Below are 23,417 nucleotides of genomic sequence, written 5' to 3'. Positions count from 1 at the left end.
ATAGACGCGCCCGAAAGCTACGGGCTCACCCTCAAAGGGGCAATCGCGTCCGGGAGTCCAAACCAGATCGTTACACCGAGGCCAGGCGCTCCAGGCGAGCCGTATCGAAGTAGCGGAGCGCCCCCTCTGGATACCAGCCCTCCTGGAGAGCGCGCACGAGATCCCGACCAAACCAGAACGCGAAGGCCGTCCCGTGCCCCGTGTATCCTCCCGCCATCCAAAGCCGCGACCATCCCGGTACGGGACCCAACAGAGGCAGCTCATCGTAGCTAAAGCCCATTATACCGCTCCACCGGTATTCGATGGGCACATCCGCCAGCTGCGGAAAGGTCTGGCGCAAAAACCTTTCTAATCCGGCCTGAACCTCTGGCCTTAGCCCCTCGACAGCGCAGCCTATCTCGCGATCCGGGACCGACCACCGATAGCCGCCCAGGATCAGGCGCCCTTCTTGATCTTGCTGCCAATACTCGTAGCCATAGTTCGTAGAGGTGGCATGGGGAAAAAGCCTGGGAATCGGGGCCGTAGCGAGCACCTGCGCCCGCACCGGCACCACACGGCCCACAAGCTCCCGGATTAGCCGGCCCACCCAGGCGTTTGTGGCCAGCACAACGGCGCCCGCCTCGATCCGCCCCTTGGGGGTATAGAGGCGAACCGAGCCTGAGCCCTCCTCCAGATGCCAGACCGGACTCTCCAAAGCTAAACGGGCCCCCTCGAGCTGGGCCGACCGAAGCAGCCCCTGGCTGGCCTTGGCCGGATTCCAGCGGGCGTCCTCGGGGTTAAAAAGCGCCCCCCAAAACCGATCAGGCACGGGAAAGCCCCACAGGCGCGCCACATCATCGTGCTCCAGGCTTTCGACGGGAAAACCATCTTCTCTTAACAGAGCAGCTGCCAACAGCTGATCAGCTCGCTCAGCCTCGGAGGCGGCCAAAAGGAGGCTTCCGGAGCGCACCAGTTCCACATCATAGCCCAGCTCCTCAAGCGTTGCGCGCACCGCTCGGTTGTTCTCTAGCGTGTAAGCCCAGATCGCGCGCGCGGCCTCCCGTCCGAAGCGCCTGATGAGCTCTGGATACGGCGTTACGGTGCCGGCTAGGTTAAAGCCCGCGTTGCGGCCAGAAGCGCCCGTCGCGGGAGCGGGACGTTCCTCCAAGATCCAAACCGAACCCAACCGGGCTCGGCTCGCCCACCAGGCCACGGAAGCTCCCGTGATACCGGCTCCAATGATGACCAGGTCGGCCGCGGCAGGAATTTCCCCCTCCCCGCGGATCGGGTTCTGGCCGCGAAACCAATACGGCAGGCTCTCCACGGCTAACTCTCTGCGCTAGAAACGCAAAAAGCAAGCAATGCACGATCTGGGAACATCGGGCACAGCATTTGCTGTATAAGGGATAGCACATCCAAGCGCATGTGTTGTACCTCCTCAGGGGCGTCAGGCCTGAACCGCCGGCGCCCCTTTTGGTTTATAGAGCGGAATATTCACAAGCGGAGGGGTTTCAGACAACCGTTTGCGCCGCTCTCCGGTGGGCCGCTATTTTTTGGCATAACGAGCTCTAGAGAGGAACCTCGCATGGAACGACCCCAGACGCAGAGCGCGCAGGTTTTAGATCCGCCCCGAGAGCACTACAATTACATCAACGGACGTTGGAAGCCCAGCCGCAGCGGCCAGTGGTTTGAGAATCGCAACCCGGCCGACTGGGACGATCTAATTGGTCTCTTTCCGCTTTCCACCGAGGAGGACGTGCAAGAAGCCGTAGAGGCCGCCCGGGCGGCCTTCGAGCGATGGCGTAAGGTACCGGCTCCGAAGCGGGGGGAGATCATCCGGCGGGCCGGCGATATCCTACAGGCCCGCAAGGAGGAGATCGCCCGGGAGATGACGCGCGAAATGGGCAAGATCCTGTTGGAGACGCGCGGAGATGTTCAGGAGGGCATCGACACGGCCTACTATGCGGCTTCCGAGGGAAGGCGGCTTTTCGGGCATACGGTTCCGAGCGAGCTACCCAGCAAGTTCAACATGACCATCCGGATGCCCGTGGGCGTGGCCGGCATCATCACCCCATGGAACTTCCCTCTGGCCATCCCGACCTGGAAGATCTTTCCGGCGCTCGTCTGCGGCAACACGGTGGTCTTCAAGCCCGCTCAGCTTACCCCCAAGACGGCCACCACGCTTGTGGAGATCTTGGAAGAAGCCGGCCTTCCGCCCGGCGTGCTTAATCTCGTGCATGGCACAGGCTCTGGAGTGGGCGCGGCCATTGTGCGTCACCCCGATGTGGCGCTTATCAGCTTTACGGGCTCCACAGAGGTAGGGGTGCAGATCTGCCGCATGGCCGCTGATGGGTTAAAACGCGTCTCTTTGGAGCTGGGGGGCAAAAACGCCGTCATCGTCATGCCGGACGCCGACTTGGATTTGGCCCTCGACGGCGTGCTCTGGGGCGCCTTCGGCACCACCGGACAGCGATGCACGGCCACAAGCCGGCTTATTCTGCACGAGGCCGTATACGATCTGTTTCTGGAGAGGCTTCTTGAGCGCACCCTGCGGCTTCGGCTGGGCAACGGCCTGGACCCCGACACGGACGTGGGGCCCCTGGTCAGCCGGGCCCAGCGCGAGACCGTGGACCGTTACGTGAAGATCGGTATCGAAGAGGGGGCGCGGCTTCTCTGCGGAGGCGCTCCGGCCGCAGAGGGCCCCTTGCAGAAGGGGTGGTTCTATCAGCCGACGATCTTTGCAGAGGTGCGGCCCGAGATGCGCATCGCGCAAGAGGAGATCTTCGGCCCCGTTCTTAGCGTCATTCGGGTCCGTTCGCTTCAGGAGGCCATTCAGGTCCTGAACGGCACCCGATACGGGCTTTCCTCTTCGATCTACACGCGCAACCTACAGGACGCCTTCTACGCGATCCGGGAGATCGAGGCGGGCATCACGTACGTGAACGCCCCCACAATCGGAGCCGAGGCCCACCTGCCCTTTGGCGGGGTCAAGCAGACCGGCAACGGACATCGAGAGGGGGGGTGGGAGGTCTTCGATTTCTACACGGAGACCAAAACGGTTTACATCGACTACTCAGGCCGCCTGCAGCGCGCCCAGATCGACACGGAAAGACTTGGCTTGGAAAGTTAGCCCGATGCTTGCGGCCCTTGTAGCTTCGCTCCTCTGGGCGAGCCCTGATACGGCGGTATGGCATCCTGTGGAGCGCATCCTGTATCGGGCCGTACAGGATACGGCGATCACGGTTGTGCACTTTTGGGCCCCCTGGTGCCCCAATAGCCAGGCCGAGCTGCGTCAGGGCTGGTACCGGATCATCGAGGCGCACCCGCAGGTCCGGTTCTTTTTTGTGACGATCTGGAGCGACGCAGACGACGGCCGCGCCTTGCTGACGCGCTACGCCGTAGGCGAACAACCTAACTTTCGGCTCCTGCACATACCTGGCCCCTCGGAGCGCTCCCAACGCCAGCAGCGCTTCATGGGCCTGCCCGTCACTTGGGTGCCCACAACGTGGATTTTCCGCTCCGGCGAGCTCCGGTACGCCTTCAACTACGGCGAATTGCGCTTTGAGATCTTCGAGCAGCTGCTGCGCGATGCGCGCGATACTTGGCGACGTTAAGGCGGCATTCCGACCATGGCGCTCATGATCTCCGTTTCGGGCATCCGCGGGGTTTTCGGGCTGGAGCTTACTCCAGAGGATCTGGTCCGATATGCGGCCGCCTTCGGGGCTTGGTGCGAGCGCGGCAAAGTTGTGCTCGGGCGCGACACGCGGCCCACAAGCGTTCCGGCAGCCCGCATTGTAGCCTCCACCCTGCAATGCGTCGGTTGCGAGGTGGTGGACATCGGCGTAGCCCCCACGCCCACCGTGGGCGTGGCCGTGCGCGCCGAGAGCGCCCGAGGCGGCCTTGTGATCACGGCCAGCCATAACCCCCCAGAGTGGAACGCGCTCAAAATGCTCGGGCCCGACGGAGCCGCCTTGAGCGCCCAGGACGGCCGCAGCGTACTTGAGCTGGCCCGATCTGGAAGGCTTCGCTACGTCCCCTATCGCGAGCTCGGCGGCTACAGAAAGGACAAAAGCCACCTAGAGCAGCACATCGAACGCATTCTTGCCCTGCCGTATCTGCCCCTGGGGGCGATCCGAGCCCGGCACTTTCGGATCGTGCTCGACGCCGTCAACGGAGCCGGAAGCCTCGCCCTACCCCGCCTGCTGGATCGGCTGGGCTGCGAGGTGATCCCGCTGCACTGCAACCCTCAGGAGCCCTTCCCCCATCCCCCAGAGCCTTTGCCCGAACACCTTGGCGAGCTCATGGACGCGGTCTTGAGGATGCGGGCGGACCTGGGGGTGGCGGTGGACCCCGATGCCGATCGACTTGCCCTTGTACAGGAGGACGGCGTCTACTTCGGAGAAGAGTACACACTGGTAGCCGCAGCCGCTTTTGTGCTCCGGCATCGGCCCGGCCCGCTTGTGGCCAATCTCTCCACAACGCGCGCCCTTGAAGACGTAGCGGCCCAGCATGGTCAGCTGGTCTACCGCACCCCCGTAGGCGAGCGGCACGTCATAGAGGGCATTCGGCTCGTAGGGGCCGTTTTGGGCGGGGAGGGCAACGGAGGGGTGATCCTGCCTGAGATCCACGAGGGGCGGGATGCCCTAACAGGTCTGGCGCTGATCTTGGGGCTGCTGGCGGAGACCGGACTTAGCCTATCGGGCCTTCGCGCGCATCTTCCCCGATACGAAATGATAAAAGACCGCCTCGAAGGACTCCCTCGGCCAGCCCTGGAGCGGCTCTTTGAGGCGATTCAACAAGCCTATGCGGGACGGGCGGAGTTCGATACGCGCGACGGGCTAAAGGTGATCCTGCCGGATTGCTGGATCCACCTGCGCGCCTCGAACACCGAGCCCATCGCGCGCCTGCATGTGGAGGCCCGCACGCGCTCGGAGGCCGAGGCGCTGGCGCAAGAGGTCCGACGTTGGGCCGAAGCCGTCTCGACATGAGCGCCCACCTTGTCTATCACCTTATGCTCGGACGGCCTGAATGAGCTGGCCCCGCGTAAGCGTCGTCATCCCCAGCTGGAACGCACGGCACTGGCTGGAACGCTGCCTTCCCAGCGTTCTGGGCGCGGCGTATCCGGATCAAGAGGTTCTGCTGGTCGACAACGGCTCCACGGATGGCTCGGCGGAATGGGTCAGCCTGCACTATCCGAGCGTACGGGTCATGCGGCTAGGCGAAAACCGGGGCTTCTGCGAGGGGGCCAACGAGGGGCTTCGGCACGCCACGGGCCTTTACGTGGCCTTTCTGAACAACGACGTGGAGGTCACCCCCTACTGGCTACAGCCTCTTATTTCGTCGTTGGAGCAGGATCCGACGCTCGGGGCCGTACAACCTAAAGTCTTGGATTATCACGCCCGAGGCCGGTTTGAATACGCCGGAGCGGCCGGGGGGTATTTGGACCGCTATGGATATCCGTTCGCGCGGGGCCGCATGTTCGACACGCTAGAGGAAGACCGGGGCCAATACAATCAGCCGGCGGACATCTTCTGGGCCTCCGGGGCGGCCTTGGTGGTGCGCCGCGCGCTGGCCGAGCGCCTCGGCGGCTTTGAGCCGAGCTTCGTCCTGCATCAAGAGGAGATCGATTTCTGCTGGCGCCTGCAGAACCTGGGCTATCGCGTCCGGGCCATTCCCCAAAGCGTGGTCTACCACGTCGGAGGGGGATCCCTGGCCTATGGGGATGCGCGCAAGCTCTACTACAACCACCGCAACGGCCTATATATGCTCTACCGCAACTTGCCCCCCCGTCACCTGTGGAGGCGGCTTTTGGTGCGCATAGGGCTGGATCTGGCGGCAGCTCTTCTGTATCTGGTACGCGGACGTCCGGATTGGGCCGCCGCCGTAGGGCGAGCCTACCTAGAGGCCTGGGCCCGGCGACGGGAACTAAAAGCGCAACGAAAGCGGCTGCTAGCCGAGCGCGTCCGCTGGGGTGACCCCCCGACTGTGTATCCCGGCTCTATCGCGCTAGCCTACTACGTCTTTCGGCGTCGCCGTTTCGCCGATCTGGGCTGGTCGGTCTCCTAGGCGCGCGATCTACGGGAAGACATCGAAGGAGATGTTCGTATACAGCACGGCCTGGATTCGATACGTCGTGCTAGTGCCCGTGCTAGTGGAACGACCTTCGGCGCGCGCCGTAAAGGGGCCTCCGCGGATGTAGGCCAGGATGTCTGCCGTGGGCAGTGCGGGCAAGACCACGGAATTGCGGCCCGGCGAGATCGATCCCGGTCCAGCGCCCAGCACCTGCTGCTCCCCTAGGCTTGGAGAGGAGAGCCAGATCGAGATGGATTGCACGAAGTCAAAGGTGCCGTTCGAAGGGCTCAGGATCGTGAACCGGATTGAGTCCACACGGGCGTTATTGAGGTCAGAATCCGAGATGTTGTTCGCCCGCATGATGCTGTCGAGCTTGGCCTTAAAGTTGGCCTGCTGCGTAGCCGAAAAGTTGCTATTGGGCTGCACCGGGGGCACTTCGAATTCAATAGTATACGTGGTGCCCACGCGCGAAAGATTGCCGAGCAAATCGCAGCCTAAGGGCCCAACCAGCATCAGAACGCCGACTAGAAGCAGCCCGGAAACGGGTCGCATCGTGAGCTCCTCCCTTTTTTGAGCGTTAGATCCTCTTCCCTCCCCGCGATTTCTTCGCTTTCCTTGGCAAAGATAAAAAGCCGACAAGCCTGCTCACAAGAGCGCTCCTACCAGAGCAGCACGATTTTGCCGAAATTGGCATTGGCCGCCATGTACCGATAGGCCGCCTGGACCTCGAGGGCGGCAAAAGCGCGATCCACAGTGGGCCGCAACCGTCCGTCGGCCAGCAGGGGCCAAAGCTCCTGACGGAAGGCCTCAGCCACCGCGATCTTCTCCCAGAGGGGACGTGTGCGCAGCACCGTGCCGATCAGGCGCAGGCGTTTCGTTATAAGCGGGCCCAATGTGGCCTCCTGGGGCAGGTGGGCCCCGCCGAGCGTGCCCAGCAAGACCAGATGGCCTTTCGGCTGGAGTACCTCCAGGTTGCGCATCCAGTACGGCCCCCCAATGCAATCGAGCACCACGGAGACGCCCTCGGGCTCGCGCTCGCGCAGAGCCTGCACAAAATCCACGCTCCGATAATCCCATCCCTCGGTGAGCCCCCAAGAGCGGGCGCGTTCAAGCTTGGGCGCCGAGGCCGTACCGTAGACCGAACGAGCCCCCGCCAAGCGCGCGATTTGCAGCGCGGCCAGACCCACACCGCTTCCCACAGCATGAATCAGCACACTCTGGCCCAGACGCAGCCGAGCTTGTCGAACCAGCGCGTCCCAAGCCGTGATGAAGGCCTCCGGTATGGCCGCCGCCTCCGCCCAAGACATGCCCTCGGGAACGGGCCAGGCGAGCGCCTCATGCGCAACGGCGTACTCGGCCTGCCCTCCGCCGGCAAGCAGAGCCATAACGCGATCCCCGGCTCGCCAGCGTCGCACCCCGGGGCCCGTTGCCACAACCTCGCCTGCGCATTCCAGGCCCGGGATGCGCTCCGGGGTCCCCTCAGGGGGCGGATACCGACCCCAGGTCTGGAGCAGATCGGCTCGGTTGAGGGCTGAGGCGTGTACGCGCACCAAGATCTGCTCAGGGCCTGGCTCCGGAGGAGCTAGGCCCTCACGCAACAACAGACCCTCCGGGCCCGCGAAGCGTTCTATCCAAACGGCTCGCATCAGTAGCGCAGGAGCCGCTCTATGTTTTGGCGGATGCGCTCCACCGAGGGCAAGACAGCCTCCATAAGGCCCCGGTTGTACGGGACCGGCACGTCGGGGACAGCCAAGCGCGCTACGGGCGCATCGAGGTACTCGAAGAGCTCCTCGCAGACCGCCGCCAGCATTTCGGCCCCGATCCCGCAGGTGCGCGTATCCTCGTGCACCACCAGAAGGCGACCTGTTTTGCGCACGGAAGCAAAGACCGTCTCCCGATCCCAGGGATGCACCGTGCGCAGGTCCAACACCTCAATGGCTTGCTCCTCAAGCCCCTCTATGGCGGCCAGAACCCGATGCAGGGCCTCACCCCAACTGACCACGGTAAGGGCCGAACCCGACCGAACCCGCCTCGCCCGTCCGATGGGGATCCCGTAATCGTCCCCCGGATAGGGGCGCCGGGCTTCCGGGGCGTCCAGTAGGGCCCGGTGTTCCAAGAACAAAACCGGATCGTTGCCCCGCAGCGCCGAGCGCAGCAGCCCCACGGCCTCCTCGGCATCCGAGGGATACAGGATCACCCAGCCGGGGGTGTGCGCGAAAACGGCCTCCCCGGAGACACTGTGCCAGGGATCTCCGGTGCGGCGGCCATGTCCAACGGGGATGCGCACCACCATCGGCGCGGCAAAGCGGCCGGCCGTGCGCCACCGGATCGTCCCTATGTCGTTGAGCTGCTCGGTGGCTGGATCGGCGTACTTGCGAAACTGGATCTCCGGAACCGGCAGCAGGCCGGCCAGGGCCATACCCAAAGCGCGCCCTATGATGCCCTCTTCATTGAGGGAAGTATCGAAAACGCGCGCCGGACCGAATTCCCGCTGAAGATCCAAGGTGACGCCGTGCACGCCCCCCTTTAGGCCCACATCCTCGCCGAAAACGAGCATTCGGGGATTGCGGGATAGTTCCGAGCGCAACGTGCGCCGGATCGCCTCCCCCATGTTGATCCGCGTTCGATCCGAGGGCCGCGGCTCCGGCTCTGTGGGTTCCGGACGCCAACCTTCCGGAAGCAGCCCCCCCACCTGCTGCGGATGCGCCGGTTCATGGTATACGAACCGGGTCACCGTCTGAGGATCCGGCTCCGGCGTCCGCAGGGCCTCTGCAAGCGCCTGCCGCACCCGGCGCTCGGCGGCCTCTTCCTCCTCCGCCCAGTGCGCCTCGTCCCATCCCGCCGTGCGCGCCATCCATTGCCGCAACCTGCGCAGTGGGTCTCGGGCCTCTTCTTGGGCTCGTTCTTCGGGGGATTTGTAGGCTTGGTTATCCGTAACGGAATGCCCGCACAGGCGCGGTACGGAAAAGCGCGCCAATACCGGGCCTTCGCCCTCCCGCAACAGGCCCACGGCCTCCTGGATCGTCTGAGCGGCCTCCTGAGGATCTGTGCCGTCGGCGTCGAAAACCTTTAGCTGAGGAAAGGCCCGTAGGGCTTGGGCGATGTTACCTCCGGGGATTTGCAGCGCGGCGGGCACGGAGATGCCGTAGCCGTTGTCCTCGATGAAAAATAACATGGGCAACCGAAGCGTGGTGGCGATCGTCAGCGCGGCCCAGAACCCGCCTGTGGCGCAGGCCGCATCTCCGGCCAAGGCGGCCGCTATGGCCCCGTTCCAGTCGGCGTGCCCCAGCACCTCGGTCCGGTACCGAATGGCCTGTGCCCATCCCACAGCCGGGGTGAACTGAGCGCCCACGTCGCCGCTCATGGGCAGGACCGTTACTCCGAGCCTAGGAGGCATGTTGAAGACCACCCCGATGTCGCGGCCCTCAGAGGGGCTTTGGGACCTGCCCATCGTGGCCCGCAGCGCCTCAACTGGCGTCAGCCCGACGGAGAGCATAAAGGGGCGCGAGCGGTAATAGACGGCCGCCCCGTCGTGGGGATGGCGCAAGGCCAAGCCCAGGAGGATCTGCACCAGCTCATGGCCTCGGGCCGAGAACTGATACGTCACCAGGCGCTGGGGCACGAGCTCCTGCTCCTCGATTCGATCCAGAGCCCGAGAGAGCAGAAATAACCGCGCCACTTCCTCCCAGCGGATCCCTTGCGACCATGCTGTGGCCGCAAGCCCGGCTTGTTCGGCTTTCATGAGCGGTTCCGCCTGCTTGACGCAGGGCAAGCTACAACGGACTCTGCTTGGGCGGCAAGATGGGGGGCAAGTCCGATAGAGCCCACCGGGCGGCCTCCAGCCAATCAGGCTCTGGGCCCAAGGCAAACACGCGATCCCGCGTTCCATGAAGCGCTATCCAGCGCAACAGCAGCCGCCGCTCACGAATGCGCCACCAACGGGGCGCGCGCTTAACCCCAGGGGGCCATTCCACGACGGCTTCGGCCCACCATCGAGCCAGGGCCTCGGCCAGGATCGACGGGGAGATCGAGGCCGGAAAATCGCGCACGCCCATCCAGGATCCGCCGCGCACCAGCCACAGCCGCACTGAGCGACCCGCGTGCTCGCGTCCTAACGTATTGCCCGACTCCAGGGAAGCGGGCCCTTCGGGCATCCAACCGAGCACGCGGCGTAGTTCGCTCCATAGCTCCCGCCACGCGATGGCCTCTTCGAAATCCTCTTCTTCTGCTGCCCGTAGCATGCGGACCCGCACCGCCTCCAAGATGCCATTGGAAGCTTGAGATAAAAAACGCCGTGCGACCGCCCAGCGCTTCTCTTCAGGCAAGCCTGAGATGTGCTCCCGAACCAGGTCGACTACCCGAGCGGCCCAATCTCGACGTCGAAAGGGCCCATAGTAGTGGCCCGAATCCTCTGGGTCGACGTCAAAAGTCCAGTGCACCGCAAACCGCTCACCAGGAGGAGCTAGGCGAACGAAAAACCCGCGCGCAGGACGCGCACCCTGTCGGTTGAAGGGCGGTCGATATCGTGCGATCTCCCAAGCCTCCATAAGCAGGGCCTCCAGCTCGCAGCGCGCCTCCTGCCACTCAATGGCGCTTACACGTTTTATGAGGCCCTGCAGGTGTACGGGCTTGCTGTCCAAGGCCGTGAAGTGGCTTTGCACCCGCTTGCGTAGGCATGCGGCTTTGCCCACATAGAGTAGCTGCCCGTCTGAACCGTAGAAACGGTATATGCCAGGGGTCTTGGGCACCTGGCGCAGCACGGGCTCCAGCGCGCGCAAACTAGGGACCTGCGTGCGCAGGTACTTGCTCGCGTACTGCCAGGAGAGCAGCTCCGCAAGCGAGCGCAACCCCTCTTGCTGGGCAGCCTGATGCGCGAGAAAATCCAGAATCTGTTTGGTCAGCTCTACATCGGGCATGGCCCGGTGCCGCAGACGAGGTTCTAGGCCCAAATACTTCGCCAAAGCGTCCAGCGAGCGGCTCGGAAGGCCCGGGAGCAGCCGACGCGCTAGCCGCAGGGTGCACAGGGTCGGCCCAGGCTTCCATGCAACCCCCAGCCGACGCAGCTCGGCCTGCAAAAGGCGCACATCGAAGCGGACGTTATGGCCCACCAGCACGGCCCCCTCAAGTAAAGGATGCAACTTTGGCCATAGGTCCTGAAAACGCGGAGCCCGCCAAAGCTCGGCTGGCCGGATGCCCGTAAGGGCCGCAATGTGAGGGGGTAACCACGTCTCAGGGTTGAGGAGGCTCGCGAAGCGCTCTTGCCTCCCCTCCGGATCTATGCGCCAGAGGGCGAGCTCGATGATCCGGTCGCGTTCGACTCGGACACCCGTGCTTTCGCAATCCAGAATCACCACGGGCCGATTCCAGAAACGCTGCGGCTCATAGAGCGAAGCTAGCTCCGGTTCGGTTCGTTGCTCAAAGCGCCTCATAAGGATTACCTTCGCCGCACACACTTAGAAGCCGACCCATGCGGGCTTTTCTTGAGGCCTTCATTCCCCTCTTCGTCGCCTTGAACACGCTAGGCGTGCTTCCGATATATCTGGGTCTGACCGAGGGGCTCTCACCGACCGAGCGTAGACGCCTTGTGTACCAGGCGCTCTCGGCCGCTTTTGGGCTTGCGCTGCTGATTCTATTTGCCGGCCAATTCGTCTTCCGCTTTCTAGGCATTACGCTTCATGATCTGCGCGTGGCGGGCGGGCTTATCCTGTTGGTGCTGGGGATCTACGACGTTTTGTTTTCCGTCGAGGAGCGCCGCCGTCGGGACGCCTCCGCTGGGGTGGTGCCCATTGGTATCCCGCTTACCGTAGGGCCGGCGGCGATTACAACGATCCTAGTGCTCGTCTCCCAGTACGGCTACCTCATCACGCTTCTGGCTTTGGTGGCCAACCTTGTGCTGTCCGGATTGATTTTGCTCTTCGGCGGACACATCCGACGCGTTACGGGAGAAGCCGGCGCCAAGGCCTTTGGCAAGATCGCAAGCCTGTTTCTTTCGGCCATCGCCGTGTCCATGATCCGTAGTGGGATCACGGGTATGTTGCGGCCGGCTCCTTAAACGCCCAGGCCCGGCGGAGCTGCTCCAGGATGCGCAGCCGCACGGGCTCTGCGTAGCGCGCTAAGGACTCCTTGAGGTAAAATCGCCCCGCGTAAACGGCCGGATCCACCTCCGGATGTCCAACCTTCCGCCAGCGGAAAAAATACAACCTGCGGCCTTCGGCTATGCCCTGACGCATGTATTTGGTAAGAGGATAGGCCTCGGGTAGGGTCTCCGCGTACAGACCTTCTGCAGCAGGAGCGAACACGGCGGAGCTGGGCAGGACCTCCAGCAGGTGGTCGCGAAATTCCACCGTATCCGTCACCACCCAGAGCTCGCCTTCCGGTGATAGCCGGTTGGCCAGCAGCTGCACCATCTCGGGCTGTAAGAGGCGGTGTTTGTGATGGCGCTTTTTGAACCAGGGATCGGGGCAGTTGAAATAGACCGTCTCTACCGTTTGCGGGGCGAACCCTATGAGCAGAAACAAGCGCGCGTCCCCGTGCAAAAGCCGCACATGTTCAAGGGCGTGCGCCGATAGCCTCTTATCGGCCTTGTGCACGCTGATGCGCGAAATTTCGATTCCGACCCAGTTGCGATCCGGGTGGCGAGCGGTCATGGCCGCTAGGAACTCCCCGTTTCCGAAGCCGATCTCCACACGCAGAGGCGCCACGCGTCCGAACCACCGCTCCCATGGAAAAGGGACTTCGGCGTGGGTCCAGTCCGGCGTGTAGGGGAGTCCAACTTCGGGTTCTACGAGGTGAGCCATGGGGCCTTTCAGACGGTTCTATGGATGCGGATCCCGTATTGCTTAAGCTTCTTCCAGAGCGTGTTGCGTCCGATCCCCAAATGCCGGGCGGCCTGCGATTGGTTGTATGCGTAACGACGCAACGTCTCCAAGATGTACCAGCGTTCCAGTTCCGCAAGCGTCCACTCTGGGCAGATCTGCCCCCAGCTCACAGCCTGACCGTCATGGGCAGCTTCCGCAGCCATAGGAGGAGCCGGCTGCTCTCTCCGGGCCCACTCCGGCAGATCCTCTGGCCCGATCACGTCGTCATGCGACAGAATCACGCAGCGTTCGATCGTGTTCTCCAGCTCCCGCACGTTGCCCGGCCAATCATAACGCAGCAGGGCCTCCATGGCCTCCGGCGTGATCTCCTTGACCGGGTGTCGGAGCTCTTCGGAAAACTTGGCCAGGAAATGCTTGACCAGGGGCGGGATGTCCTCCTTGCGCTCCCGCAAAGGCGGAATACGGATCGGAATCACGTTGAGCCGGTAGTACAGATCCTCGCGGAACCGACCCTGTTCTACGAGCCGACCCAGATCGCGGTTCGTGGCCGCGATCACGCGCACATCTACCCGGCGCAGCTGCACATCGCCCACACGGCGGATTTCCCCCTCCTGCAGCACGCGCAGAAGCTTCACCTGCACAGACAGGGGCATCTCCCCGATCTCATCCAAAAACAGCGTGCCGCCGTTGGCCTCCTCAATCAGCCCGGGTTTGTCGGAGACAGCCCCGGTAAAGGCGCCCTTTTTGTAGCCGAAAAGCTCGCTTTCCAGAAGCGACTCCGGCAAGGCTCCGCAGTTGATCGCCACATAAGGACCTGCGGCGCGACGGCTGTGCTGATGAATGGCCTTGGCCAGCAGCTCCTTGCCTGTTCCGGATTCGCCCTCGATCAGGAGCGTAGCATTGGTAAGCGCCACGCGCTTGGCCTTCTTGATTACGGCCAGCATGGCCTCCGAATAGGCGATGATGTTCTCGAAGCTGAAGCGGTGCTGCACCTGCCGGCGCAGGTTCTGCACCTCTATCATGAGGCGGCGCTTTTCCAGGGCCTTCTCGATAATGAGCAGAAGCTCCTCATGCCGAATGGGCTTGACCAGATAATCGAAAGCGCCCAACCGCATGGCGTTGACGGCCGTGCCCACGGTGGCGTATTTCGTGATCACGATCACCTCCGGCGGGGTGGGCTGCCGGCGGGCGTATTCGAGCACCTCCAGCCCCCCTGTCTCCCCCATGCGCAGATCCGTGATCACCAAATCGTATCGGCCCGAGGCGATGTGCTCGATGGCGTCTTCACCTGTACCTACGGCTTCGACCCAAAAGCCCTGGTTCTCCAGAAACCGCTGTAGAGGCAGGCGCACCTGCGGGTCGTCTTCGGCGATGAGGATGTGCGCAGATGCGGGCATAGGACCCGTTCCTCAGCTTTGTTCCAGCTTGGAACAGGTGCAAACTTAGGGCATACGCCCCCAAAAGCAAAAATCGAGGCCCCTAGTAGCGGGCCGGTTTGCGGGCGGCCTCGACGGCCTGCCGGATAAAGGCGCGCAGATCGTCGTTGGCGCGCTTAAGGTCCTCGTCGCGCAGATACATCATGTGCCCGCTGGGGTAGCCCTTGAACACAAACCGGTCGCGCAGCTTGCCACTAGGGTCCAATTGCCACATCGTGTACTTGGCCGAGAAGTAGTCCGTGCCCCCATCGAAGTAGCCCACCTGGAAGAGCACCTGCAAATATGGGTTTTGGGCCATAGCGCGGCGGAGCTGTTCGCCGGTCTGATCCCCCTGTCGATTCCAAGGCTGCACAGGGCCGAAGATCCAATACTCCAAATCCGTGCGCACGCCGAGCTCTGCGCGCAGATATTGGTTGATGGCCGGCGTAAAAGCGTGATTCCAGGCCGACAGCGCGGGATCATGGTCAAACTGCTCGCCCGCCGCTTGTCGATCAAGCCCCCGATAGCGGGAATCCAACCGGCCTATGGTCAGCGCTTGATCGCGCAGCAGCTCCTTCCAGAAAACGTTTCGGGGAACGGCTAGGTTATAGGCGAGCACGACCGTCTCGGCAAGACCCGAGTAGCGGGCGACTTGACGGGCGACTTCACGCCGACGCTCCGGCTCAAGGAACCCGCCCCGGGCCAGGGCAGGCAAGTAAGTATCGATCGCAAAGGCCTCTACTTCGGCCAGGAGGGCCTCCAGGCTGCGGCTCTGCAGATCCGGACTCAAACGCCGATGATAGTACGCAGCGGCCGCGTAATAAGGGAGCAGCAGCGCCTGCCCAACGGGGCCGTCTCGGGGGATGCCCAGCCCGGTTGGAGAGACCAGGATGACGCCATTCAGATACATCCAGTGCCGCTCTTGAAGGACGCCGGCCAGGCCCGAGACGCGCGTGGTGCCGTAGCTTTCCCCGATCAGGAACTTGGGCGAAGCCCATCGGCCGTTTCGGCTGACCCAGTGTGCGATCCAATCCGCCAGATAGGCCACGTCCTCGTTGACCCCGAAAAACTGGCGCAGGTTCACCGTATCGGACAGCGCCCGCGAAAAGCCCGTGTTAACGGGGTCCACGTACAGGATGTCGGCCACGTCCAGGATCGCGTGCGGATTGTCCTCTATGCCGTAGGGTTGCACGGGGAAACCTTCGGAGTCAATCCGCACCCGGCGCGGGCCCGTATAGCCGATATGCATCCAGACGGAGGCCGAACCCGGCCCGCCGTTAAAGGAGATCAGAAGCGGCCGTTCAGCCCGATTGGGCACATCCGTGCGCTCATAATAGACGTAGAACACATAGGCGATCGGCCGGCCGGCCCGGTTCCAGACGGGCTGCGTGCCGGCCACCGCGCGGTACGGGATGCGCTGACCTTGGATGAGGGCGGTGCGCTGCTGAACAATCAGGGTATCCGGCGAAAGACGGCGCTGGGCCTGCGTCGGAACCGATGCGGACAGAAGCCCAAGAAGCACAAAGCCGAAAGCTCCTACGCGCAACATAGGACGGAACCCCCTTGCTGTGAGGCGATGGAAAATAGACCCCCGCTAGCCTCCGAACAACGCCATGAGGGGTTTGTTACCAGATCTTTGCAGCCTCCAGGATCGTATCTCGCAGAAATCGGGGATCCGGCTCGGGATAGTCCGTTCTGTAGTGCAGGCCTCGGCTCTCACGGCGCCATAAGGCCGCTCGGATGATAAGATAAGCCGTCTGCGTCAGGTTGCGCAGCTCTAGCAGGGCAACCGAGGGTCGGGCGCTTCCGGATAGAGCCTCCAGCTCTTTTAGCAGCCGCCGCACACGGCGCCGTGCGCGCTCCAGCCGCTTCGGGCTGCGCACAAGGCCCACGCATTCGCTCATCGTTTGGCGCAGCCGTTCGCGACGCTCTACAAGAGGCAAGCCCTGCTCGGGCTCCGCGCCGACGGGGCCCTCCCAGTCCGGGACCTGGCGCGGAAGCGCAAACATCCGCAACTCGGCCAGCGTGGCCTGAGCAGCGCGATGGGCGTAGACGAGCGCCTCCAGAAGCGCGTTGCTTGCCAATCGGTTGGCTCCATGTAGCCCGGTATGGGAGACCTCTCCGATCGCATACAGGCGCGGTAGCGTCGTGCGCCCCCAGAGGTCTACTACCACCCCGCCGCACACGTAATGGGCGGCCGGCACCACGGGAATCCACTGACGCGTTATGTCGATTCCGTAGCGCAGGCACGTCTGGTAGAGGTACGGAAAGCGCTCGCGAACCTCCGAGGCCGGCTTGTGTGTCACGTCCAGGTACACGCACGGCTGATTTCGGCGTTCGCGCTCAAGCTCGATGGCACGCGCCACTACATCCCGAGGGGCCAATTCGGCTCGCTCATCGTAGCGCAGCATGAAGCGCTCTCCATCAGCCGTACGCAAATAAGCCCCATAGCCGCGCAGCGCCTCGGACAATAGAAACCCATCCGCTTCGGGATGATACAGCGTCGTGGGGTGAAACTGGATGAACTCCAAGTTGGCCAGGCGGGCCCCGGCCCGGTAGGCCATTGCCAATCCGTCTCCGGTGGCGACCGGCGGGTTGCTGGTGTATAAGTATACGCGCCCCGCGCCACCGGTGGCCAGCACTGTGAGGCGGGCCAGAAACGCATGCACTCGACCCGTGCTGGACTCCAGCACATAGGCCCCGTAGCAGGCGCCTTGTCCGGACTCAGCTCGGGTGATGAGCTCCACGGCCATATGATGATCAAAGAGGTGGACGTTCGGATGCGCCCGAGCCCGCTCCAAGAGCACCTCCTGAAGAGCCCGTCCGGTCTGGTCGCGCACGTGCACGATGCGCGGATGCGAATGCCCGCCCTCCTGATGCAGGTCCAGGTCGCCGTCTCGGCGTGTAAAGGGCACCCCCCATTCGAGAAGCTCCCGGATGCGCTCCGGACCCTCGCGCACGACCATCTCAACCACCTCTGGCCGGCATAGGCCGGCCCCCGCCCGAAGCGTGTCTTGCACGTGAGCGGCAAACGAGTCGGCCGGATCCCAGACGACGGCTATTCCGCCCTGCGCGTAATGCGTGCTCGATTCGGCCGACTCTTTGGTGACGACGGCTACGCTGGCGCGATCGGCCACCTTGAGCGCATAGCTCAGGCCTCCGATACCGCTGCCCACTACAAGCACATCGAAGCGGTTCATGCTAACGTCGCCCTTGGCGTGCGAGCGCCCGCGCGGCCCGATCGGCCAGCCGAATAGGATACGGCAGCCGATGCCCATCCAGCAGCGCAAGCACCAGGCGGAGCGCGGCTTCGGGGCCGATGCGGTGTCCGGGCGATACGTAAACGAGCCGGCCCCGATGGCGGGTGCGCAGGGCATAGCCCAACAGGCGCCCCTTGGCCCAAAGAGGCCTAAAACGGAGAGCCTCCTCCGGAACCGGCTCATGCCAGCCCCAAAGGCGCGATTTGGCCACCCCGATTGTAGGTCGATCCAACCACAAGCCCAGATGCGCGGCCAGCCCCATTTGACGGGGATGCGCAATACCCTGCCCATCGCAAAGAATGAGCTCAGGCTCCGGTCCCCGGAGGCGCTCGAAGGCCTCTAGCAGCAGGGGAAGCTCTCGGAAGCTCAGCAACCCCGGCACATACGGAAAGCGCACCTCCCCTTGCGCCCAGGCGCTGGCCATCTGTTGGCCTGTAAGGAGGTCAAATAGCAGCGCCACCGCATAGGCGCGCCCCCGGCCATAGGCCACGTCGCATCCGAGCACGTAGCGCACCGGGCCCGGATCGCCTTCGGGCCGCACCCGCTTAGCTAGGCGACGCTGCCAGCGCAGCGCTTCCTCTGCGTCCTCGGGCCAGGGATGTAAGGGCGCCAGTGACATGCCTAGCCGGATCCCTGAGCGCCGGCCGCCTCGCGAGCCTCCTGGAGCAGATAAGCCCGAATAAAGGGGTCGACCTCCCCGTCCATGACGGCCTCTACGTTGCTCGTCTCGTAGCCGGTGCGGTGGTCCTTAACGAGCGTATAGGGCATGAATACGTAGGAGCGGATCTGGCTGCCCCACTCGATCTTCTTTTTAGTGCTTTCGAGCTTAGCGCGCTCTTGTTCGCGCCACTGGCGCTCCAGTTGATAGATCCGGCTTCGCAGCATCCGCATGGCCTTTTCGCGGTTCTGATGCTGGGAGCGCTCCTGTTGGCATTCGACTACGATCCGCTCAAAGCCGCCATCCGGGCGGGGGTGCAGATAGATGAGCCGAACGGCCGTCTCGACCTTGTTGACGTTCTGCCCGCCTTTGCCGCTGGAGCGATACGTTTCCAGCTCCAGGCGGGCCGGATCGATCTCGACCTGAATCGTCTCGTCGACTTCTGGATAGACGAAAACGGAGGCGAAGGAGGTGTGCCGACGGCCGCTTGCGTCGAAGGGTGAGACGCGCACCAGCCGATGCACGCCGGATTCGGCCTTGAGAAATCCGTAGGCGTACGGGCCTACGACCTCCAGCGTGGCGCTTTTGATCCCCGCCACTTCGCCCTCTTGGTAATCGACTATGTGCGCCTCGTAGCCCCGCCGCTCAGCCCAGCGCGTGTACATGCGCAGCAGCATCTCCGCCCAGTCTTGCGACTCCGTGCCCCCCGCGCCGGGATGAATCGTCAGGATGGCGTTGCGCCGGTCGTCTTCGTCTCGCAGCATCTGGCGGAGTTCCAGCTCCTCGACGGCCCGTTCCAGCCGGCGCGCCTCGGCCTCCAGCTCGGCCTCTACGGTCTCAGCGCCCACTTCTTGGGCCAGCTCCAGCAGCGTCTCCAGATCGCGCCCTTGCCGATATAGGGCCTCCCAAGCCTCCAGCCAGCTTTTTTCGTCTTTGATCTGCTTCATGACGGCCTGGGCGCGCCGAGGATCCTGCCAAAAGTCCGGCTCTTGAGTCTGCGCCTCCAGGCCCAGAAGGCGCTCCCGACGGCGCTCGATGTCAAAGATACCCCCGGAGGGCTTCTACCCTCTGCAACAGCTCGCGTACGGCTTCCTGAGAGATCGCCATAATGATGTCCCACTGCGTCTTCGAAGGGCAAAGATACGCACACTATGGCAAGCGCACCCGATCGGGCACGATCCAGGCCGAAGGATAGCGAGTGCGGACTTCGCTTAAGGCGCGCTGGGCTGCGCTGCGCGAAAGAAAATCGCCCACGTGCACGCGGTAGTACGGGGCTTGAAAGACCACATAGACGGGGTAGGGCAGCTGCTGCAGCGCCTCGATGCGCTTCTGTTCGGCTTCAAAGCGGTTGGCGCTCGAGAAGATCTGAATCCGATAGCCATCCCGATACACCGGGCGCACCGTGCGAGCGGGCGCCGGAGGCGGCTCCGGTCGCGGAGTGCCGCTGGGAGCGCGGCGAACCGGAGCGCGACCGGGTCGATTCACGTCCTCCAGTTCAGCGGGAAGATCATGCGACACGGGCCCTGCTCGGAGCGAATCCCAGGACTCCCGATACGGGGTGGGATCAAAGGTCTCCAAGGCGCGCAGGCGGACCGATTCAGCCTCTTGCGGCTTCCCCACAGGCCGAGGGGCGGCACATCCCGCTAGTCCAACGCAAAACGCGGCCGCTAGGTGAAGTCCGGTGCATCGCGATAAAGCCGGCCCGTGCATCAGTACGCCTCTTTCCCTTCAAGTCCCTGAAGAATCTGCACCGAGGCGCTGGTTCCGATCCGATCGGCCCCTGAGCGGATCAGGGCCTCGGCTTGTTGCCAGGTGCGCACCCCTCCAGAAGCCTTCACGCCCATTTGAGGCCCCACGACGCGGCGCATCAAGGCCACGTCCTCTGGGGTCGCACCCCCGGAAGCCCAACCGGTAGAGGTCTTAACGAAATCAGCCCCCGCGTTGCGGGCCAGCAGGCATGCGGTCACCTTCTCCTCATCCGTGAGCAGGGCCGTCTCGATGATCACTTTCAGGAGCGCTCCCTCAGCATGCGCGGCCTCAACGACGGCCCGTATGTCGGCCTCTACCTCCTCATAGGCTCCGGACTTAAGCAGGCCGACGTTCTGGACCATGTCCAACTCCGCCGCGCCGTCCTCGATGGCCTGCAGGGCCTCCCGCACTTTGACCGAGGTCCGGTTGGCGCCCAGGGGGAACCCCACCACGGTGCAGACCTTCACCGAGCTGCCGGCTAGCTCCTCGGCCGCCAGGGCCACGTAGCAGGGGTTTACGCAGACCGAGGCGAAGCCGTACAGTCGGGCCTCGGCGCAAAGCCGCCGGATGTGCTCCCGGGTGGCCTCCGGCTTAAGCAGGGTATGATCGATCATGCGGGCAAGCCGCATCAGGACTTCTGCTCGCTCTGGGGCGCTTGTTGGCTCCATGAGGCTAGTTCTCCGAAAGATCTTCAAGCCGGCGCCTTCGGCCCCGTGACGACGCCCGCCGCCTATAAACTGGCCTGGACAGAACGTGAGGCGCGCTGAAAGCGGAGGTCCGCTTGTAAGAATAGCCCGGACGGCGCCAAATGCGCAACGGCATTTGATCGAGCTCCGGAAGCCTGGCTATTTTCCGCCGCGGTCAGGAGCGATGTCCGCTCACCCCCCCATAGCGCCCGATCGACTTCTGGAGGCGGCCGAGCTCTGGGGTACGCCTTTGTACGTATACGATGAGGCCACGATCCGCGCCCGATGTCGGCAGCTGCGCGAGGTCTTCTCGGCCCTGCCCCATCGGCTGCTATATGCGCTCAAGGCTAACTACAATCCGCATCTGCTGCGCATCATCCGCCGGGAGGGCTTCGGCTTTGACGCCGTCTCCCTGGGAGAGGTGGAGCTTCTGCAGCGGGCCTTGGGGGTGGGTCCGGAGGAGGTGTTGTTTACCCCGAATATGCTCTCCGATGCCGAAATGCAGGAGGCCGTGGCGCGGGGCCTTCTGTTGAACATCGGCGAGCTAAGCCGCCTGGAGCGCTTTGCGGCCCGGTATCCGGGCCGCTCGGTCGCCCTGCGCATCAACCCCGCACGCGGAGCCGGCCATCACGCATATGTGGTCACAGCCGGAGAAAACGCCAAGTTCGGCATCCCGCTTGAGGACCTGCCTCAGGCTCAGGAGATCGCCCAAGCCGGCGGGCTGCGCATCGTAGGGCTGCATCAACATATTGGCTCCGGAATCCCCGATCTGCGCGCCTTCGGGGAGGCCATGCGGATCTTGCTGGAGCTCGCCCCGCATTTCCCGGATCTGCAGTGGCTCGACTTTGGCGGGGGGCTGCCCATCCCCTACCGACCCGATGAGCGGCCGCTGGATTGGGCCGAAGCCGAGCGCCACCTCATAGGCCCCTTAAAGGAGTTCCTCGCCCGCTCGGGACGCCCCCTGCGTTTTTATTTCGAGCCGGGCCGTTACGTGGTGGCCGAGGCGGGTTTGCTGTTGGTGCGCGTAACGGCACTTAAGCGCGTAGGAAAGCGCCGATACGTGGGCACGGATAGCGGCTTTCATCATCTCATCCGGCCTGTGCTCTACGGCAGCTATCATCATATCGTAAACCTCTCCAACCCCGAGGGGCCCCTGAACGTCTACACGGTGACGGGCAACCTGTGCGAATCGGGCGACGTTTTCGCGCACGATCGGCCGATGCCCGAGGTCCGCATCGGAGACGTTTTGGCGATCCTCGACGCGGGAGCCTACGGGCTATCGATGGCCTCCACGTACAATTTGCGCGAGTTCCCGGCTGAGGTGCTCTTCACCGCTGAGGGCCGGTTCCGATGCATTCGCCCCCGCCCCAGTCGAGAGGCGCTCGTAGCGGCCATCTTGCGCGATACGGCCTTCAAACCGGAGGGCTGCGATGCTGCCGAGCTGGAGCCCTGAGCAGGTAAGCGCCCTCTGGGATCTTGTGCTGGCGCTGCTGCTGGGTGCGCTCATGGGTATAGAGCGGGAGTTTTCCATGCTGCGGCATCAGGGGCGCACGATAGCCTCTTTATGGCCAGCTGGACTTCGGACGTTTATGCTCTTAAGCCTTATGGGCGCGCTGGCGGTCCTGTTGAACCGATCGCTTCCGGGCAGCTACGGGATCGTTTTGGGCGCCGTGGCCCTGTTGACGGCTGCCGGCTACGTAATGGCCTCCCGAAGGGGCCAAGAGGCCGATGCAGACGTGGGGGCCACAACCGAGGCGGCCATGCTGGCCGCCTTTCTCATCGGCTCGCTTGTGGGTTTGGGGTTGCGCGGCGTGGCCGTATCGGCCGCCGTGCTTGTGACCGCGGTGCTGGCCATCAAAAGACCGGCCCAGCACATAGCCGGGTCACTTGAAGAGGTGGACCTGATCGCCGGGCTGCGCTTTGCCGTCGTGGCCTTGGTCGTGTTGCCGGTGCTGCCCGATCGATCTTACGGGCCCTTTGGCGTGCTCAACCCGCAGCAGATCGGGCTTATGGCGGTGCTTATCGCGGGGATAGGGTTTGCTGGATATGTGCTGGTGCGGACAATCGGTCCGGAGCGCGGCCTGGGTCTGAGCGGACTTCTGGGGGGGCTGGTCTCGAGCACGGCCGTCACGTTGGCCTTCACCCACCGCAGCCGAGAACAGCCCGAGCTAGCCCACGCGCTGGCTTTGGGTATAGGCCTGGCCTGCTCGATTCTTTTCGTTCGCCTGCTTGTCGTCATAGGGGTTGTTTACGCGCCCCTGCTTAGAGCGATGGCCCCGGCTCTGCTCAGCCTGTTTGCCGTGGGTATGCTGGTCGGCCTGGGCCCGGTCCTTCGTGCGCGACGCCGAGCCCGGCAGGAGGCCCAAGCCGCAACCCCGTTGACCGTGCGCAACCCGGCTCGGCTGTGGCCGGCGTTTCAGTTCGCCCTGCTTTACGCTGCCGTGCTCGTGCTCACCAAGGCCGCGCAGACCTACTACGGTGATCAGGGCCTGCTGCTTGCGAGCGTGCTGAGCGGGATCGCGGACTTGGACGCCATCACGCTAAGCGTAACCAACCTGTTCCGCACCGGCTCTATCTCGGCTGAAACCGCCCGCACAGCGATTATCATCGCCGCCGTGACCAACACGCTCGCTAAGCTAGCCCTGGTGTTGGCTTTGGGCTCCGTGAGTTTAAAGCGCCAGACAGCGCCTATTTTGGGCGCTATCGCGGCCCTGGGCCTCCTGCTGAGCTGGGCCTTTTAGGCTCGGGGCGCGCGCGATAGGTTCTTCCTTGCGGCGCGG

At 63.8% G+C, this 23,417-nt stretch carries 20 protein-coding genes; 7 read left to right on the top strand and 13 right to left on the bottom strand.

Translation table 11 applies throughout. From position 1 onward, the window contains the following. Window positions 1-70: 70 nt before the first annotated feature. A complete protein-coding gene (locus NZ993_00260; GenBank protein ID MCS7154232.1) occupies window positions 71-1,303 on the bottom strand; it encodes an FAD-binding oxidoreductase in 1,233 nt (410 codons plus the stop codon). Between the two features lie 261 nt (window positions 1,304-1,564). On the opposite strand from NZ993_00260, the gene NZ993_00255 reads away from it, so the two are divergent. Genes NZ993_00255 through NZ993_00240 form a run of 4 tightly spaced genes read left to right on the top strand, consistent with a single transcriptional unit; the run spans window position 1,565 to window position 6,045 of the window. Next, window positions 1,565-3,109, top strand: a complete 1,545-nt coding sequence (locus tag NZ993_00255; GenBank protein MCS7154231.1) for an aldehyde dehydrogenase family protein — start codon at window positions 1,565-1,567, stop codon at window positions 3,107-3,109. Between the two features lie 4 nt (window positions 3,110-3,113). Then, complete coding sequence (locus tag NZ993_00250) at window positions 3,114-3,593, top strand: thioredoxin family protein (protein MCS7154230.1); 480 nt, start codon at window positions 3,114-3,116, stop codon at window positions 3,591-3,593. Window positions 3,594-3,608: 15 nt separating this feature from the next. Beyond that, window positions 3,609-4,967 carry a phosphoglucosamine mutase gene (glmM, locus tag NZ993_00245; GenBank protein ID MCS7154229.1) on the top strand — a complete coding sequence of 453 codons (1,359 nt, stop codon included), beginning with the start codon at window positions 3,609-3,611 and terminating at the stop codon, window positions 4,965-4,967. Between the two features lie 40 nt (window positions 4,968-5,007). Continuing rightward, window positions 5,008-6,045: a glycosyltransferase family 2 protein gene (locus NZ993_00240; GenBank protein MCS7154228.1), complete on the top strand. Its 1,038-nt coding sequence runs from the start codon at window positions 5,008-5,010 to the stop codon at window positions 6,043-6,045. 9 nt (window positions 6,046-6,054) lie between these two features. Here the strand turns inward: NZ993_00240 and NZ993_00235 are convergent, their stop codons facing one another. The 4 genes from NZ993_00235 to NZ993_00220 all read right to left on the bottom strand — a co-directional run bounded on the left by NZ993_00235 (window position 6,055) and on the right by NZ993_00220 (window position 11,480). Continuing rightward, window positions 6,055-6,603, bottom strand: coding sequence for a hypothetical protein (locus NZ993_00235; protein MCS7154227.1), 549 nt, complete (start codon window positions 6,601-6,603; stop codon window positions 6,055-6,057). A 107-nt stretch (window positions 6,604-6,710) separates the two neighbouring features. Beyond that, complete coding sequence (locus NZ993_00230) at window positions 6,711-7,697, bottom strand: NAD(P)H-quinone oxidoreductase (GenBank protein MCS7154226.1); 987 nt, start codon at window positions 7,695-7,697, stop codon at window positions 6,711-6,713. Then, entirely contained in the window at window positions 7,697-9,793 is a 2,097-nt protein-coding gene (locus tag NZ993_00225; GenBank protein ID MCS7154225.1) for a thiamine pyrophosphate-dependent enzyme, read from the bottom strand. The genes NZ993_00230 and NZ993_00225 overlap by 1 nt, the downstream gene beginning before the upstream one ends. Window positions 9,794-9,824: 31 nt before the next feature. Continuing rightward, window positions 9,825-11,480 (bottom strand): exonuclease domain-containing protein, encoded by a 1,656-nt coding sequence (locus NZ993_00220; protein ID MCS7154224.1) that lies wholly within the window; start codon window positions 11,478-11,480, stop codon window positions 9,825-9,827. Window positions 11,481-11,518: 38 nt separating this feature from the next. Here NZ993_00220 and NZ993_00215 point away from each other — a divergent pair, with 38 nt between their 5' ends. Next, window positions 11,519-12,103 (top strand): MarC family protein, encoded by a 585-nt coding sequence (locus NZ993_00215; GenBank protein MCS7154223.1) that lies wholly within the window; start codon window positions 11,519-11,521, stop codon window positions 12,101-12,103. Here NZ993_00215 and trmB read toward each other — a convergent pair. The 8 genes from trmB to deoC all read right to left on the bottom strand — a co-directional run bounded on the left by trmB (window position 12,075) and on the right by deoC (window position 20,580). After that, a complete protein-coding gene (gene trmB, locus NZ993_00210) occupies window positions 12,075-12,848 on the bottom strand; it encodes a tRNA (guanosine(46)-N7)-methyltransferase TrmB (protein MCS7154222.1) in 774 nt (257 codons plus the stop codon). The two genes, NZ993_00215 and trmB, sit on opposite strands and share 29 nt — an antisense overlap. Before the next feature lie 8 nt (window positions 12,849-12,856). Beyond that, the gene (locus tag NZ993_00205) at window positions 12,857-14,266 is read right to left on the bottom strand and encodes a sigma-54 dependent transcriptional regulator (GenBank protein MCS7154221.1); all 1,410 of its coding nucleotides are present in this window, start codon (window positions 14,264-14,266) and stop codon (window positions 12,857-12,859) included. Between the two features lie 82 nt (window positions 14,267-14,348). Further along, window positions 14,349-15,833: a carboxypeptidase gene (locus NZ993_00200; protein MCS7154220.1), complete on the bottom strand. Its 1,485-nt coding sequence runs from the start codon at window positions 15,831-15,833 to the stop codon at window positions 14,349-14,351. A 76-nt stretch (window positions 15,834-15,909) separates the two neighbouring features. After that, window positions 15,910-17,484: an L-aspartate oxidase gene (gene nadB / locus NZ993_00195; protein ID MCS7154219.1), complete on the bottom strand. Its 1,575-nt coding sequence runs from the start codon at window positions 17,482-17,484 to the stop codon at window positions 15,910-15,912. Between the two features lies 1 nt (window position 17,485). Then, window positions 17,486-18,163, bottom strand: coding sequence for an endonuclease V (locus tag NZ993_00190; protein ID MCS7154218.1), 678 nt, complete (start codon window positions 18,161-18,163; stop codon window positions 17,486-17,488). Window positions 18,164-18,165: 2 nt separating this feature from the next. Next, a protein-coding gene (prfB, locus tag NZ993_00185) for a peptide chain release factor 2 (protein ID MCS7154217.1) occupies window positions 18,166-19,309 on the bottom strand; the annotation gives its coding sequence in 2 pieces (ribosomal slippage) (window positions 18,166-19,242 and window positions 19,244-19,309; 1,143 coding nt in all). A 42-nt stretch (window positions 19,310-19,351) separates the two neighbouring features. Continuing rightward, window positions 19,352-19,912 (bottom strand): SPOR domain-containing protein, encoded by a 561-nt coding sequence (locus NZ993_00180; GenBank protein MCS7154216.1) that lies wholly within the window; start codon window positions 19,910-19,912, stop codon window positions 19,352-19,354. Then, on the bottom strand, window positions 19,912-20,580 hold the full coding sequence (gene deoC / locus NZ993_00175) for a deoxyribose-phosphate aldolase (protein ID MCS7154215.1): 669 nt from the start codon (window positions 20,578-20,580) through the stop codon (window positions 19,912-19,914). Before deoC ends, NZ993_00180 begins: the two co-directional genes overlap by 1 nt. A gap of 241 nt (window positions 20,581-20,821) precedes the next feature. On the opposite strand from deoC, the gene lysA reads away from it, so the two are divergent. Then, on the top strand, window positions 20,822-22,090 hold the full coding sequence (gene lysA / locus NZ993_00170; protein MCS7154214.1) for a diaminopimelate decarboxylase: 1,269 nt from the start codon (window positions 20,822-20,824) through the stop codon (window positions 22,088-22,090). Further along, window positions 22,068-23,378, top strand: a complete 1,311-nt coding sequence (locus tag NZ993_00165; GenBank protein MCS7154213.1) for an MgtC/SapB family protein — start codon at window positions 22,068-22,070, stop codon at window positions 23,376-23,378. The genes lysA and NZ993_00165 overlap by 23 nt, the downstream gene beginning before the upstream one ends. Window positions 23,379-23,417: the final 39 nt, after the last annotated feature.

Source organism: Bacteroidota bacterium (genome assembly GCA_025059945.1).
Lineage (GTDB): Bacteria > Bacteroidota > Rhodothermia > JANXDC01 > JANXDC01 > JANXDC01.
The sequence above is the reverse complement of the archived record's forward strand: the minus strand, read 5'-3'. Positions and strand labels throughout refer to the sequence as shown.

Bases quoted from the DNA above. Each gene is read 5' to 3' on its own strand.
- NZ993_00255 (MCS7154231.1), top strand. From the start codon at position 1,565: ATGGAACGACCCCAGACGCAGAGCGCGCAGGTTTTAGATCCGCCCCGA.
- NZ993_00250 (MCS7154230.1), top strand. From the start codon at position 3,114: ATGCTTGCGGCCCTTGTAGCTTCGCTCCTCTGGGCGAGCCCTGATACG.
- glmM (MCS7154229.1), top strand. From the start codon at position 3,609: ATGGCGCTCATGATCTCCGTTTCGGGCATCCGCGGGGTTTTCGGGCTG.
- NZ993_00240 (MCS7154228.1), top strand. From the start codon at position 5,008: ATGAGCTGGCCCCGCGTAAGCGTCGTCATCCCCAGCTGGAACGCACGG.
- NZ993_00235 (MCS7154227.1), bottom strand. From the start codon at position 6,603: ATGCGACCCGTTTCCGGGCTGCTTCTAGTCGGCGTTCTGATGCTGGTT.
- NZ993_00230 (MCS7154226.1), bottom strand. From the start codon at position 7,697: ATGCGAGCCGTTTGGATAGAACGCTTCGCGGGCCCGGAGGGTCTGTTG.
- NZ993_00225 (MCS7154225.1), bottom strand. From the start codon at position 9,793: ATGAAAGCCGAACAAGCCGGGCTTGCGGCCACAGCATGGTCGCAAGGG.
- NZ993_00220 (MCS7154224.1), bottom strand. From the start codon at position 11,480: ATGAGGCGCTTTGAGCAACGAACCGAACCGGAGCTAGCTTCGCTCTAT.
- NZ993_00215 (MCS7154223.1), top strand. From the start codon at position 11,519: ATGCGGGCTTTTCTTGAGGCCTTCATTCCCCTCTTCGTCGCCTTGAAC.
- trmB (MCS7154222.1), bottom strand. From the start codon at position 12,848: ATGGCTCACCTCGTAGAACCCGAAGTTGGACTCCCCTACACGCCGGAC.
- NZ993_00205 (MCS7154221.1), bottom strand. From the start codon at position 14,266: ATGCCCGCATCTGCGCACATCCTCATCGCCGAAGACGACCCGCAGGTG.
- NZ993_00200 (MCS7154220.1), bottom strand. From the start codon at position 15,833: ATGTTGCGCGTAGGAGCTTTCGGCTTTGTGCTTCTTGGGCTTCTGTCC.
- nadB (MCS7154219.1), bottom strand. From the start codon at position 17,484: ATGAACCGCTTCGATGTGCTTGTAGTGGGCAGCGGTATCGGAGGCCTG.
- NZ993_00190 (MCS7154218.1), bottom strand. From the start codon at position 18,163: ATGTCACTGGCGCCCTTACATCCCTGGCCCGAGGACGCAGAGGAAGCG.
- NZ993_00180 (MCS7154216.1), bottom strand. From the start codon at position 19,912: ATGCACGGGCCGGCTTTATCGCGATGCACCGGACTTCACCTAGCGGCC.
- deoC (MCS7154215.1), bottom strand. From the start codon at position 20,580: ATGCGGCTTGCCCGCATGATCGATCATACCCTGCTTAAGCCGGAGGCC.
- lysA (MCS7154214.1), top strand. From the start codon at position 20,822: ATGTCCGCTCACCCCCCCATAGCGCCCGATCGACTTCTGGAGGCGGCC.
- NZ993_00165 (MCS7154213.1), top strand. From the start codon at position 22,068: ATGCTGCCGAGCTGGAGCCCTGAGCAGGTAAGCGCCCTCTGGGATCTT.